At 36.7% G+C, this 14,229-nt stretch carries 16 protein-coding genes; 7 read left to right on the forward strand and 9 right to left on the reverse strand.

All coding sequences use genetic code 11. From position 1 onward, the window contains the following. Positions 1–3: 3 nt before the first annotated feature. The 3 genes from EGI31_RS20095 to EGI31_RS20105 form a co-directional block, all read right to left on the reverse strand. Positions 4–1,338, reverse strand: a complete 1,335-nt coding sequence (locus EGI31_RS20095; RefSeq protein WP_255038951.1) for an ammonium transporter — start codon at positions 1,336–1,338, stop codon at positions 4–6. A gap of 39 nt (positions 1,339–1,377) precedes the next feature. Beyond that, a complete protein-coding gene (locus EGI31_RS20100; protein WP_255038952.1) occupies positions 1,378–2,553 on the reverse strand; it encodes a porin in 1,176 nt (391 codons plus the stop codon). A gap of 570 nt (positions 2,554–3,123) precedes the next feature. After that, a complete protein-coding gene (locus tag EGI31_RS20105) occupies positions 3,124–3,471 on the reverse strand; it encodes a 4Fe-4S binding protein (RefSeq protein ID WP_255038953.1) in 348 nt (115 codons plus the stop codon). Between the two features lie 115 nt (positions 3,472–3,586). On the opposite strand from EGI31_RS20105, the gene EGI31_RS20110 reads away from it, so the two are divergent. Further along, a complete protein-coding gene (locus EGI31_RS20110) occupies positions 3,587–4,618 on the forward strand; it encodes an acyl-CoA reductase (protein WP_255038954.1) in 1,032 nt (343 codons plus the stop codon). Between the two features lie 89 nt (positions 4,619–4,707). Here EGI31_RS20110 and EGI31_RS20115 read toward each other — a convergent pair whose 3' ends face one another. Further along, positions 4,708–5,511: an alpha/beta hydrolase gene (locus EGI31_RS20115; RefSeq protein WP_255038955.1), complete on the reverse strand. Its 804-nt coding sequence runs from the start codon at positions 5,509–5,511 to the stop codon at positions 4,708–4,710. 106 nt (positions 5,512–5,617) lie between these two features. On the opposite strand from EGI31_RS20115, the gene EGI31_RS20120 reads away from it, so the two are divergent. The 6 genes from EGI31_RS20120 to EGI31_RS20145 are packed head-to-tail and all read left to right on the forward strand — an operon-like array spanning position 5,618 to position 11,713. Beyond that, positions 5,618–6,331 (forward strand): alpha/beta hydrolase-fold protein, encoded by a 714-nt coding sequence (locus tag EGI31_RS20120; protein ID WP_255038956.1) that lies wholly within the window; start codon positions 5,618–5,620, stop codon positions 6,329–6,331. 4 nt (positions 6,332–6,335) lie between these two features. Further along, positions 6,336–7,346, forward strand: coding sequence for an ATP-grasp domain-containing protein (locus tag EGI31_RS20125; protein ID WP_255038957.1), 1,011 nt, complete (start codon positions 6,336–6,338; stop codon positions 7,344–7,346). After that, complete coding sequence (locus EGI31_RS20130) at positions 7,346–8,443, forward strand: carboxylate-amine ligase (protein ID WP_255038958.1); 1,098 nt, start codon at positions 7,346–7,348, stop codon at positions 8,441–8,443. The genes EGI31_RS20125 and EGI31_RS20130 overlap by 1 nt, the downstream gene beginning before the upstream one ends. Before the next feature lie 41 nt (positions 8,444–8,484). After that, a complete protein-coding gene (locus tag EGI31_RS20135; RefSeq protein WP_255038959.1) occupies positions 8,485–9,315 on the forward strand; it encodes a type 1 glutamine amidotransferase in 831 nt (276 codons plus the stop codon). A 4-nt stretch (positions 9,316–9,319) separates the two neighbouring features. Continuing rightward, positions 9,320–10,519, forward strand: coding sequence for a hypothetical protein (locus EGI31_RS20140; RefSeq protein ID WP_255038960.1), 1,200 nt, complete (start codon positions 9,320–9,322; stop codon positions 10,517–10,519). A 6-nt stretch (positions 10,520–10,525) separates the two neighbouring features. Next, a complete protein-coding gene (locus EGI31_RS20145; RefSeq protein ID WP_255038961.1) occupies positions 10,526–11,713 on the forward strand; it encodes an aspartate aminotransferase family protein in 1,188 nt (395 codons plus the stop codon). Positions 11,714–11,767: 54 nt separating this feature from the next. Here EGI31_RS20145 and trxA read toward each other — a convergent pair whose 3' ends face one another. From trxA to EGI31_RS20170, 5 genes are all read right to left on the reverse strand, one after another. Beyond that, positions 11,768–12,091 (reverse strand): thioredoxin, encoded by a 324-nt coding sequence (gene trxA, locus EGI31_RS20150; RefSeq protein WP_255038962.1) that lies wholly within the window; start codon positions 12,089–12,091, stop codon positions 11,768–11,770. 175 nt (positions 12,092–12,266) lie between these two features. Then, complete coding sequence (locus EGI31_RS20155; protein WP_255038963.1) at positions 12,267–13,178, reverse strand: OmpA/MotB family protein; 912 nt, start codon at positions 13,176–13,178, stop codon at positions 12,267–12,269. An 83-nt stretch (positions 13,179–13,261) separates the two neighbouring features. Beyond that, positions 13,262–13,663 (reverse strand): gamma-glutamylcyclotransferase family protein, encoded by a 402-nt coding sequence (locus tag EGI31_RS20160; protein WP_255038964.1) that lies wholly within the window; start codon positions 13,661–13,663, stop codon positions 13,262–13,264. Between the two features lie 17 nt (positions 13,664–13,680). Next, positions 13,681–14,037, reverse strand: a complete 357-nt coding sequence (locus tag EGI31_RS20165) for an MmcQ/YjbR family DNA-binding protein (protein ID WP_255038965.1) — start codon at positions 14,035–14,037, stop codon at positions 13,681–13,683. After that, positions 14,034–14,228, reverse strand: a complete 195-nt coding sequence (locus EGI31_RS20170; RefSeq protein ID WP_255038966.1) for a DUF6728 family protein — start codon at positions 14,226–14,228, stop codon at positions 14,034–14,036. The genes EGI31_RS20165 and EGI31_RS20170 overlap by 4 nt, the downstream gene beginning before the upstream one ends. Between the last annotated feature and the right edge of the window lies 1 nt (position 14,229).

The following is a 14,229-nucleotide window of genomic DNA, read 5'->3' on the forward strand; positions in this document are numbered from 1 at the left end:
GTTTTAGGCTTCTAATAATGCTTCATCGTGCTGACTAACATCTAGTCCCATCAATTCGTCCTCTTCAGAAACCCTCATTGGAACCAAAATATCTGTTAATTTCAAGATGATGAACGACATGATAAATGCAAACGCTGAAACCAACACTAAGGCAACTAAGTGCTTGATAAACAATGTAGTTTCACCAAAGAACAAACCTTGATTTGAAACTGCTGGGTTGATTGCTGATGAAGCGAATATACCAGTAAATACCATACCAACCATACCACCTACTCCGTGACAAGGAAACACGTCCAATGTATCATCCAAAGCAGTTTTGGTTTTGTAGTGAGCTAAATAGTTTGAAATAATTGATGCAACCACACCAATTACCAAAGCGTGAGGTATAGAAACAAAACCCGCAGCAGGAGTGATAGCAACCAAACCAACAACAACTCCGATACAGAAACCAAGAGCAGATACTTTCTTACCACGAGCAGCATCGAACAATACCCAAGCAATACCAGCAGCACCAGCAGCTGTATTAGTTGTAGAGAAAGCAACCGCAGCTAATGAGTTAGCACCTAAGGCAGAACCTGCGTTAAATCCGAACCATCCAAACCACAATAGACCAGTTCCCAACAATACATAAGGAATGTTTGCCGGAGGAAGGAAACTTCCTTCTACATGAGACCTACGTCTTTTAAGATAAATAGCACCTGCCAAAGCAGCCCAACCAGCAGACATGTGTACAACAGTACCACCTGCAAAGTCAAGAACGCCCATTTCGAACAAGAAACCACCAGATGCCCAGGTCATGTGAGCCAATGGAGCGTAGATGAACAAGCTGAATAGTATCATAAATACTACGTAAGACTTGAAGTTGATACGCTCTGCCATTGAACCAGTTACCAAAGCTGGAGTGATAACCGCAAATTTCAATTGAAAAAATGCAAACATAATCGCTGGGATAGTTCCCCAAGGCTTAGCATCCAATACTCCTTTCATCATGAAGTGAGTAAGTGGATTACCAACGAATCCTCCTACACTTTCACCGAAAGCTAGGCTGTAACCTACTACTACCCAAACAATTGAGATAACGCCCATTGCTATAAAGCTTTGTAGCATCGTAGAGATAACGTTTTTGGCGTTTACCATACCGCCATAGAAATAAGCCAATCCTGGTGTCATAATTAAAACTAGTGCAGACGCCACCAACATCCACGCAGTATCTCCTGTGTCTACTCCTTCTGTAATGATTGCACCAGGTATAGAAGGAAATACCAAGGCCAAGACAACTACCGCCGCCAGTATGGCTATCGGCACATAAGATGGTTTAATTTTTGCTGTTTCGCTCATAATTGAAAATAATTAAGTGTTGTACAAAAAGGGTTATAATTAGAAATAAAAGATTAGGGCTGCTCCCAATGTTGATTGAGATTTCTTTGTCAAACCACCGTCTTTATCATATAATTGAAAAGTACCAGCAGCATTCTTATATGAATCAAATCTATATTCTGGTTTGAATTTTAGATTTGGAGAAACATCATAATTTCCTGTCAAAGTTATTCCAGTTGTTGAAACACCAGCACCATCAGCATCTACCAAATATATCCCACCTTTGCTGTTATCAAAATACTCAATACGAGTTCCTAAGCTAAATTTTTCTGATACTTTACCGTTTAAATAAAGAGCTGCACCACCCCACGATCCTGTCGCGTTCTTTCCAGTTACCGCATTTAAACCAATTAACATTTTTTCTGTAACTTGATACGAAGTAGTCAAATCATACCAAGATGTCATATTTTTCTCATCCACACCTTCGTCAGAACCGAAATAGTTCAGATAAACACTCCATCCATCAACTGGCTTTAGCGTAATTTGTCCTTGAAAACCTTTGGCTTTGTTGTTATCGTCTTTACTATCCAAACCATTAGTGATACCTAACATGAATGCAAATTTGTCAGTTGCGGCCACATCTAACTTCACCCCTGTATGGTAGAATGGTCCGTTACCAAACATATTAGATAAAGAGTAGTTGAAGTTTACAGGAGCATCAATCACCTCGTAACCTACGTTTGTACCATACTGACCACCTGTAAGTGATACCTTGTCTGACATTTTCCAAGTCATGTAGGCTTGTTTGATTGCTAGACCTGTACTTCCAAACTCAGCACCTAGTGGACTGATTGGGTTTCCGTAATTTCCTAAATCTCCGTGATTACCAAAAGTAAGGTCGATTACACCCGTTACCTTGTCAGTAGAATAAGTCGTTTTCAACTGAGCCAAACCTACTTGAAAGTTGTTAGCTTTTTGGTCAAATATTCTTTCGAAACCTGAAGCACCTAAATTAGACTGTACTCCGTTGAAGTTCGCAAAATAGTAAGTATCAACATACCCACTAAATGTAAGAGGGCTCTTGGCTTCCTCTACAACCGCCTTTGGAGCTTCTGTTGTTGCTTCAACTTTTTTTGTTTGTTTTTTTTCACTCTTACCTGGTTTTGTTGGATTTTCGGTTGCCGACACTGCAAGAGCTGAAACAAGGCCGAAAATTGTTAAATACACTTTCTTCATAATTTTCTTTGGTTTAATTAATAAATAAGTATGTTATATTTTTCAACAAACTTCTTTCAAAAAAATGCATAAATCAAATTTTTAAGTGTGATTTTTAGCATATTTCTATTAAAAAAATATAAATTCTTGAAAAAGTGCTATAAATATGAATCACATTTTGGTTTTTTATTACTTTTTTGACAAAAACACATTTATTCTGCATTTTGCTTTAATTACAAAATATTATTTTGAAATGTAGTATTTCTTTAAAACTAAATGAATGAATTCGAGAGTTTATTGAATACTCAAAATCGTAACAATCTGATTATTTGGCAATAATGATCAAGAGAATTATTGAAATAAGCCAATTCTTGAATTTTAAAGTCAGTAGAGCATCAAGTCAGCTGCGTTTTAGGAGGATGTATGGAATTTTAGCTGAAAAAAGGTTTCGTAGAATTGCTAATAATTAACTGATTGGGGGCAATTATAAAATGAAGAACAAAGTGTGAGATTAAAAATTTTATTTTTCCAAGAATAACCAAACTGAGATTCATAAAAAAAGCCGCAAATTAACTTGCGGCTCTCAATATCTTATTCTCCGTGTAACCAAGCTTTCTTAGCCTGTAATGTTTCGAGATCTTCCACATTGTCGGGATCTGGCACACAACAATCAACTGGACAAACAGCGGCACATTGTGGTTCCTCATGAAAACCAGTGCATTCGGTACATTTATCACTAACTATATAATAAAATTCGTCAGAAACAGGCTTCATAGTAGCAGTTCCTTTAATAATAGTACCATCTCCAAAATCAACTTCTGAGAGTTTTGTGCCACCTCCGTAAGTCCACTCTATACCACCTTCATAAATAGCGGTGTTAGGGCATTCAGGTTCACAAGCTCCACAGTTTATACATTCGTCCGTTATAATAATTGCCATCGCGATTGAATTTCTTTTTGTTTTCAAACTAAATAACAAATATAATTCTTCAAAGTTTACCATCCTTTGTATTTTTACATTGATTTTCAGAAAGGGGTATTTTTTTATAAAAAAAATGAAATTAGAAGAAAGAATAATACTATTTAGTGACTTAGGAAAGTCTTTAAACCAAAAGATTGAAACTGAAGACTTCCAAGGGATTTTAGCCTTTGCAAAATCAAAAAATGGCTGGTTTACAATTGACAACTTAAAAAAATCTATACAAACCATTATAGATAAATATTTAAATGAAAGTGAGTTAAGAAATTTTGTAGCTCTATATCCAAATGAGTACTTCGAGCAATTAGAACCAAAGAAAGTGGGTGTTATTGCGGCAGGCAATATTCCTTTAGTGGGTTTTCAAGATATAATTCATGTTATATTATTTGGTCACCTGGCCGTTTATAAGGCCAGTTCGCAGGACGAAATTCTGATTCAATATATCCTGAAGGAGCTAAAATCTATCAATCCTGCAGTGGAGCAATGTTTGGTCCTAGCCGATAGATTAAATAATATGGATGCCTACATAGCAACCGGAAGCGGTAACACTTCAAGGTACTTTGATTACTACTTCGGGGGTAAGCCTAATATCATTCGTAAAAACAGAACCTCTGTTGCTGTTTTGACGGGTGAAGAAACCAAAATTGAGTTGGCTGACCTCGGAAATGACATATTCTCGTATTTTGGATTGGGTTGTAGAAACATAGCCAAGCTTTATGTCCCAGTTGGCTACGACTTCACTTCCTTTTTTGAAGCCATTGAGTATTGGAACACGATCTCAATGCACTCCAAATACAATAATAACTACGACTACATGAAATCCATATATTTGGTAAATGGAGTACAACATTTAGACAATGGATTTGTGTTACTTAAAAATGATGAAAATCTTGCTTCTCCCATTTCTACTCTTTTCTATGAAAATTATACCGACTTGGAAAACTTAAAGGAAAGATTGGAATCTCAGAAGGATGAAATTCAGGTTGTGGTAAGTAAGCTGCCCATTACACCAAATAGCTATCGTTTCGGCGAAAGTCAGTCGCCAGGACTAGCAGATTATGCTGACAATGTAGACACTATGGAGTTTTTAGCCTCAATTGCCCACTAGCCCTATTGGGGGAATTTAGCTCCCTAACCCCCGGTGGGGGAATTTTAGCCCCCTAACCCCCGATGGGGGAATTATTTCCTTATTATTAATTATTTAGAATCAAAAACCCATTCTAAAAACTGTGGGAAGGCGTGTTTCCATGTGTTGAAATTGTGTTCTCCGCCATCAATTTCTACATATTTTATATCAGATTGATTATAGCCCTTATTTTTTAGTTCAGTTATAATATCCAAAGTATCTTCGATGGAATCGATAATGCCATTGTTATTTCGGTCGGCGGTTTCGTCGGCTGTACCACATTCAAGCCAAAACTTTAATCCCGACTTGTAATTCGATTTTCGGATTTTATTATGCATAATTCGGTCTTGGTCATCGGTGTAACCTTCTTCATAACTTTTATCTCTCCACCAAAATGACCCGCTAAAAACTCCTACCTTCGAAAAAAGGTGAGGATTTTCCCAAACAATGTCCATAGCAGACAAGCCACCTAGCGAAAAACCACAAAAAGTATTGTCATTGGCAATCGAAGAACTTGCTGTCTCTTTTCTTATTAAAGGCAACAATTCAGAAACCACGAAATTCATATAATCTGTAGCCTTGTCTCCCCGGTTTTTATAATCAGCCTGAAAAGATGTACCATATTCTGACAATCGCCTTTCATTGGTATGAATTGCTACGAAAATAAAGGCTTGTCCTCCTTTCTTATAGTAATGACGTATCGAATTAAGTGTCTCCAATTGGTCAAAATCTTGTCCATCGTTCATGTATATGGTTGGATATGGAGTATCATTAACCATATTCTTGGGTAAAACCAAGTCATAAATTACGTTTCGATTAAGAAAAGCCGAAGGAATGATTTTCTTTCTAAATACTTCAAATAGTTCCTCTTTCAAATTTTATCATTTTGCTCATTTCTAAAAAAAAATGAATGTTTGTTTTGATTAGTAGAAAATTATTAAGATTTTAATTTTTCAAACTAAAATACAAATTTAAGAAACAATGCAAGAACGACATATACATTTTTATTCGCACATAATTGGTAGGTCGCTCGATTTGTATGTAACGGGCCATTGGGGTCAACCAATTTTGATGTTTCCGACTTCGATGGGAAGTGCCCATCAAAACCGCGACATGGGCCTTTTGGGCAGTATTCACAATTACATAAATGAGGGAAAAGTAAAAACTTACAATATTGCCAGCATTGATTTTGAAACGTTTTATGGCAAAAACATTTCGCCGCATGATAGAGCCTATAATTATGAGCTCTACACTCGTTTTCTGGCGTATGAACTTATTCCTGAAATACAAAAAGAGAACAGCGTACATCGGATTGGCCTGGCCGGATGTAGTTTTGGAGCCTATCATGCCATGAATCTGGCCTTTAAAAAGCCAGATTTGATAGATTTCGTAATAGGAATGAGTGGTTCATATGATATTCGAACATTTATGGAGGGGTATTTTGACGACAACGTTTACTTTAATAATCCTGTAGATTTTGTTCCGAATGCCGAATCATGGACTTTTGACCACATGAAGGTAATTCTTGGAACCTCCGATTGGGATATTTGCCGAAATGAAACTTTCAGATTTTCACAAATCTTAAACAATAAGAATGTAAACCATTGGTATGATGAAAAAAAATGGGCCAGTCACGATTGGCCGCTTTGGAATCAAGCCTTTCCAGAATATTTATCAGCAATAATTAATCATTAACAATATGAAAAAAATAGGAATTCTTTTTGGAATGGAAAACACATTTCCTTGGGCATTTATAGATAGGGTAAATCAGAAAACTGGTGGAAGAGGAATAATTGCAGAACCAGTCTTAATTGATAAAGCCGAACAAGGTGTTGCTTCTGAATATGCGGTTATTATAGACAGAATAAGTCAGGATGTTCCTTTTTACAGAGCTTTTCTGAAAAACGCAGCCCTGTGTGGTACTGCTGTTATCAACAACCCATTTTGGTTTAGTGCTGACGAAAAATACTTTAACAATTGTCTAGCTGTAAAACTTGGTGTTCCAGTTCCAAACACAGTACTATTGCCATCAAAAGAACGACCAGATGACACCGGAGATCAGTCGTTTAGAAACCTGAAAATGCCACTAGATTGGCAATATATGTTTGACAAAGTGAAGTTTCCAGCATACATGAAACCGCATTCTGGCGGTGGCTGGAAAAGTGTCTACAGAGTGGAAAACCCTGACGATCTCTGGCATAAACATGGCGAAACGGGACAATTGGTCATGATGCTTCAAGAAGAAATTATCTTCACGGATTATTATAGATGCTATTGTATTGGCGGTAAATATGTACATGTGATGCCTTATGAACCACGAAATCCGCATCATTTAAGATATGCTACTCAACCTAAAACGCAGGGAGAGGCACACAAAAAATTGATGGCCACCATAACAGACTATGTTTTAAAACTAAACCAAGCCCTTGGCTACGATTTTAATACTGTTGAGTTTGCGATTAGAGACGGCATACCTTATGCCATAGATTTTTGCAATCCAGCACCCGATGCAGATGTAAATTCTGTGGGTCAAGAGAATTTCGAATGGGTGGTTGAAAATGCTGCGAATTTTGCGATAGAAAAAGCTACAAGCCAGGTATTTGGACAAAATAACTGCACGTGGGGCACATTTGTAAGGGATTCAGCTGTTCAGCCGTTAGTTGATTTAAAACCAAAGAAAACCGAAACCATAAAAAAACCTAAGAAATAATGGGATTATTTACGTTGGGAATCGAGGAAGAATTCCAAACTATTGACCCTGAAACAAGAGAGCTGAAATCGCACATGTCAAAAATAGTTGAAGGAGGAAAGACTATTTTACAGGAGCGAATAAAGCAAGAAATGCATCAGGCAGTTGTAGAAGTAGGAACCAATATTTGTGAGAACATTCAAGAGGCACGTGAAGAAGTTACATATTTGCGAAGAATGCTTTTGGATTTAGCCCAAAAACAGAATCTACACATCGCTGCTGCGGGAACACACCCATTCTCTGATTGGCAGCATCAACTAATTACTGAAGATGATAGATACAACAAGCTCATAGACGAAATGCGAGATGTGGCCAGAGGAAACCTAATTTTCGGTTTGCATGTCCATGTGGGCATAGAAGATCGTGACGACGCCATAAATATCATGAACCAAGCTCGATATTTTTTGCCTCACATATTTGCCTTGTCTGTAAATTCGCCTTTTTGGTGTGGTAGAAATACAGGATTTCATTCTTATAGGGCCAAAGTATTTGACAAATTTCCTCGTACGGGTATTCCTGAGCATTTTAAGTCTGCGGCTGAGTACGACTCATACTTAAACTTGCTTATAAAAACGGGCTGCATAGACAACGGGAAGAAAATCTGGTGGGATTTAAGACTTCATCCTTTTTTCCCAACCATAGAATTCAGGATTTGTGACGTACCGATGAGAGTGGACGAGACAATTTGTTTAGCTGCCATTATGCAGGCTTTGATTGCCAAACTTTATAAACTAAGACAACAAAATCTAAGTTTTAGAACCTATCCGCGACATTTGATAAACGAAAACAAATGGCGTGCAGGTAGATACGGTATTAACTCCAAATTGATAGACTTCGGAAAAGAATCAGAAGTGCCTTATAATGAATTGGTTGATGAGCTCTTAGATTTCATTAAAGATTCAGCAGAAGAATTGGGTTCTACACATGAGGTAAATTATGTGCACGAAATATTAAAAAATGGTACAGGTGCAGATAGACAGTTGAAGGTATTTGAAGAAACAAACGACTTCAATGCTGTGGTAGATTATATAGTAAATGAAACAAAATTCGGACTTTAAGAGTAATTTGACGAAATTTGCGGTCATCTTCAAACAAACGAATGTCAGATTTTAAAATAGCCATATTGGATATGTATGACGACGCACCCAATGAAGGAATGCGTTGTATTAAAACTTTGGTGGAAGATTTTCTTCAATCCAAAGGTGTAAATATGACCAACTATTCAATATTTAATGTTCGAAAAGGTGTTTTGTTACCTTCAATCGCCGATTTTGATGCGTTTATTTCTACCGGCGGCCCAGGAAGTCCAATTCTTGAAAATACCGAATGGGAAGCGAATTATTTTCAACTTATCAGTAAACTTTTAGAACACAATAAAAAAGTAGAAATTAAGAAGCAATTATTTGCCATTTGCCATTCTTTTCAGTTATTGTATCAATATTTTGACTTAGGTATTATTACCAAAAGAAAATCAACTTCCTTTGGTGTTATGCCTATTCATAAACTTGAGCCTGCACTACACGAAAGTATATTTTTCGGTTTGGAAGAGCCATTCTGGGCGGTGGATTCTCGTGATTTTCAAGCTATTATGCCCAACAAAAAGAGATTTAAAGAAATTGGTGCGAAAATCCTATGTCTCGAAAAAAATAGGCCACATGTGCCGCTAGAAAGGGCAATAATGGCCATAAGGTTTACCCCAGAAATAGTTGGAACACAGTTTCACCCAGAAGCTGACGCAGAAGGTATGCATCGCTACTTTAAAACAGAGGAGAAAAAACAAGCTGTTATTACCAATTTTGGAGAAAAGAAATACCACAGCATGATTGAACATTTGGAAGATCCAGACAAAATTATGTTAACGGAATCTGTCATACTTCCGAATTTTTTAGAGCATGCTTTTCAACAAAAATTTGAGATTATTCTAGACTAAAACTATGGTAAACGAGCCAAGACAATATTTTAATGATTCATTTTCAGTAGAAAAATACCAGGCCATGTTGGCTGAAATAAAAAATGAATTTCCCGATACACTAGATTTTCGAGTGGCAGAATCTCCGATATTTGTAAGTAAAGACCTGAAAATAAAGATACTAAGTGCCTGCGGCTCCATCATTGATGAAATTAAAAAAGAAGGATTCAAAGAAAAAACCGAAAGAGCAATACCGACAGACCATTTTGTGCCAAATGAAAACCACAGACCGGATTGTTTAGCAATAGATTTTGCCATTACAAAGAACGCTGAGGGTGAGTTTGAACCACAATTAATTGAGCTGCAAGGATTCCCATCTTTATTTGCTTATCAGAGCTATCTTTCAAGTAAATACAAAAAGCATTTTAACGTACAGAAAGGTTACAGCGAGTTTTTTAATAGGCTCAACACCATGACCTATATGCAAGAAATGCAGCAGTTTTTACTGAATGGTAGCCACCCCAAGAATACAATTCTGCTGGAGGTATTTCCAGAAAAACAAAAAACACGATTAGATTTTTCTTTAACCAAGAAGTTTTGGGGAATAGAACCCGTTTGCGTGACCAAACTTCGTAAATCTGGAGAGGATTTGTATTATGAACAGGATGGAAAGAAAATAACTATTGAACGTATTTACAACAGGTTAATATTTGATGACTTGGACAGAAACTATCCTGATTTAAAACTCAATGTTGATTTGAAAGAACCACACTCTGCCAAATGGATTTCTCACCCAAATTGGTTCTATCGAGTTTCCAAATTCAGTTTGCCATTTTTTAAGTCCAAATATATTCCTGAATCAAACTATCTTTCTGAATTCGATAAAGTTCCAGATGATTTAGAAAATTATGTATTAAAACCTTTGTTTTCTTTTGCTGGAGCAGGAGTTAAGATTGATGTATCAAAAGACGACCTAGACAGCATCAAAGACCCAGAAAATTATCTTCTTCAAAGAAAAATTGTGTATGAACCCTGCATTAAAGACTTGAATGGGGAGGGCATAAAATGTGAAATAAGGATGCTTTATATCTGGCCAGAAAATGCAAGTAATCCTAAGTTGATGACCAATTTGGCCCGTTTAAGTAGGGGTAAAATGATAGGTGTGGATTACAACAAAAATTTTGACTGGGTAGGTGGAAGTAGTGCATTTTTCGAAACCAATTGATAATCAGTGGACAACAGACAGCTATTTCTAAATAATCTTGCTCAAACTTCAGATTTTCCTTTGGCTTTGGAATTTACATATGCCGAAGGAAGTTTTCTATTTGATAATAATCACAAAGCCTATCTAGACCTCATATCTGGCATTTCGGTGAGTAATGTTGGTCATCGTCACCCGAAAGTTATTAAAGCAATCAAAAAACAGGTAGATTCCTACTTGCACCAAATGGTTTATGGCGAATATATCCAAAGTCCTCAAGTTCAGCTTGCTCATGCTTTGGTAATGACACTTGCTGGATTTGATACTTTGGCCGGAGATAAAATTGACAATGTTTACTTTACAAACTCAGGTACAGAGGCTGTTGAAGGTGCCTTGAAATTGGCCAAAAGATACACTAAAAAGCGTGAAATAATAGCTATTAAAAACTCCTACCATGGCTCTACACACGGAGCCTTATCTTTGGGAGAAGAGCATTTCAAAAGAGGTTTCAGACCTCTCCTACCCGGCATAAAAAAAATCGAGAGGAATAATTTTGCTGATTTAGACCATATAACAGAAAATACAGCCTGCGTCATCATAGAGCCCATTGGAGCTGAAAGTGGAATCTTCGAAACGGACCATGATTTCATGCAAAAATTAGCCAAAAGATGCCATGAGATGGGCTGTCTTTTGATTTTTGATGAAATACAAACGGGATTTGGACGGACAGGAACATTTTGGGGACTAGAACAATACGGTTTTGCACCTGATATTTTGCTTTCCGCCAAAGGAATGGGTGGTGGCATGCCAATTGGAGCTTTTATGGCTCCGCAAAGTATTATGTCGGTTCTGAAAGATAATCCAATCCTTGGACATATCACTACCTTTGGAGGACATCCTGTAAGTTGTGCGGCTTCTTTGGCTACATTGAAAGTGATTCAGGATGAAATAAATTACGAAGATTTGAATCAGAAATCTGATAGAATCAAATCGATTTTCTTGAAACATCCTCTCGTTAAATCGGTTAGAGGGAAAGGATTTATGCTAGCCGCTGAATTTGAAAATTTTGAGATTCTAAAAGGAACCATCGACGGATTCATTGAAAATGGACTTATAACCGATTGGTTTTTATATTGTGACAATGCCATGAGAATTTCTCCACCTTTGAATATCTCTGACAAGGAGCTGGATTTGGTTGAGCAAATCGTCTTAAACTAAAAAAGACTTTAAGATATCAACCTTAAAGTCTTTTGTCAACGATTTATCTTTGGATTAAAGTGCTGCCTCTAATTTTTGAGCCAAAACGTGTTTTGGAACTGCACCTACGATTTTATCTACCATTTCACCATTTTTAAATATCATCAAGGTTGGAATTGAGCGAATGCCCAAACTAGAAGGTGTCACGCTATTTGCATCTACGTCCATTTTACCTACGATGGCTTTTTCTAAATATTCACCTGCCAATTCTTCTACAGTTGGCCCAATCATTTTACACGGTCCACACCATTCAGCCCAGAAATCAACCAAAACTGGCTTATCAGATTTTATTAATTCTTGAAAATTGGCATCATTTACTTCTATTGCGTTCGCTCCCATTTACTTATTTTTTAGATTATAAATTACAAACATTCCTTTCGTTTTAAATAGTTCCTAATCAGGGTTCATTTTTTCTAAAACTTACCTTCGAAATCATGAGCAAAAAGAATTTAAAACAAAAAAGCCGCCTTGAATGCATCAAGAACGGCTTTTTCTCGAAATAATATGATACCGATTATTTTACGTTATCTGGGTTCAATAAATCGTAAAACTGATCTAACTTCGGCATTAAAATGATTCTTGTTCTTCTATTGATTGAACGTCCTTCTTGGGTATCGTTAGTGGTAAGAGCATTGTTTTCTCCTCTACCAGCCGCTATCAGTTTATTTGGATCAACTCCGAACTTGGTTTGAAGCGTTCTTACCACAGAGGTAGCTCTTTTCACACTCAAATCCCAGTTGTCATCGATACAATCTGTGCTGATTTTGACATTGTCGGTGTAGCCCTCAACCATCATTTCAAGATCTGGTCTGGCCAGCAACATTTTCGCTACTTTCTCTAAAACAGTGTAGGCTTTAGGAGAGATTTTATAACTTCCTGAAGTAAACAACATTTTGTCCGAAAGATTGACCATCACAACAGTTTTGTCAACTTTAACTTCAATGTCGGTATCATCCAAACCTTCATTAAGTGACGACTTTAGATTTACTGCCAAGGCTAGGTTCATTGAGTCTGCCTTAGATTTAGCTGCCTGCAATAGACCAATGTACTTGTCTTTTTTCTCAAGCTGAGCTAATGTACGGTTGATGTTTTCGCTAGCAGTTTGGTTTAAAACAGTCAAACCTCCAACCTGTTGCATTTGTGTATCTCTTACTTTTTGCAAGTCGGTGATTTGAGCACGCAAATCTCTCATTTGCTCTTCTTTAGCGGCTTGTGCTGCTTTGGCGGCATCTTCAGCTCTTTGTTTGTCTTGCTCACATGTAACAAGCTTGTTTTTGAAATCGTTAACCATTTCGCCACGACGCTCAAGGTCGGCTTTGGTACTGGCTAACTCGGTTTGTAATCCAGCGAACTTTTTCTTCGATACACACGAAGAAAACGCTACAGCTACCGCAACAGAAAAAATTATCCCTTTGGTACTTATCATAATAATTAGAATTTGATGTTTAAGGTTCTAAATGAATTTACAAAGGTACAGTTTTTAGAAAAAAAATTAAAGTACTTATTAATTTAACTTAAAAAAAAACGGCCTTTGTTTAAAAATTTTAAATTATTGACTTTCTGGTTATAAATATAGGTATGGCAAATGAACGACGAATTATCAACAAGAAGAAAACACTCTTTCAATTCTCTAATGTACAAGGAGTTAATAATGTTTTCTGGATCATAATCTTCGTATTCGTCAAGGCTTTTAAGGAAATCCGTTTCACTCTCAAAACTAACGATTTCGCCATAAACTTTATGATTTTCTGAAGGTAAATCGTGTATCAGGCCAGGGTAATAATCGACCAAAAATAGTTTTCCGTAGGTAAAAGCCTCGCCGATAAAGTTTGTATTTTTTTCTAACAGCAACCTGAATGGATTATTGGTGTAGTTTCGCATCAAAGTTCCGTAAACAAACAAATATTCCATAAGTCTTTTACTTCCTTTTACATTGAAGAAAGCTCAATTTGAAGTTTCTTGGTTAATCCCTTTACCACCAAATCATAGGACTCAGTGATTAACAATTTTACAAAATCTCGTTTTGTACTGAAGTCGATAATTACATTGTTCCAATGCGTTTTGTTCATGTGAAACGCACCCATTATATTAGGGTGTTCCCCTCTTAATTCTATATTTCTTTCGGGTGAATTTTTAATGCTTATTCGCACATCTTCAACGTCCAAAGGTAGAAGTAGAAACATTTTACCCATTACCTTGAATACGACAGTTTCAGGCCCAAAAGGCATTTCCTCTGTGACACCCTTGAAGCTTAGGCTAAAATCTCTGATTTCCTCAATGTTCATTCTCTTGTAAAAGCACGAATAACCATTACCACAACCGCTATTAAAAACAATACGATAGAAATTTTATTGATTCCGTGCATCATTTTCAAATTGGTGCTTACTGGATATTTACCCTCTTTGTCTTTTTTAAAAACTCTACCGAAATAGTTAAAAACCGGCCCAACTTTGAGCATTTCTTGTAATCTTCCCATT

The organism is Lacihabitans soyangensis, from assembly GCF_024343775.1.
In the GTDB taxonomy this organism is placed as follows: domain Bacteria; phylum Bacteroidota; class Bacteroidia; order Cytophagales; family Spirosomataceae; genus Leadbetterella; species Leadbetterella soyangensis.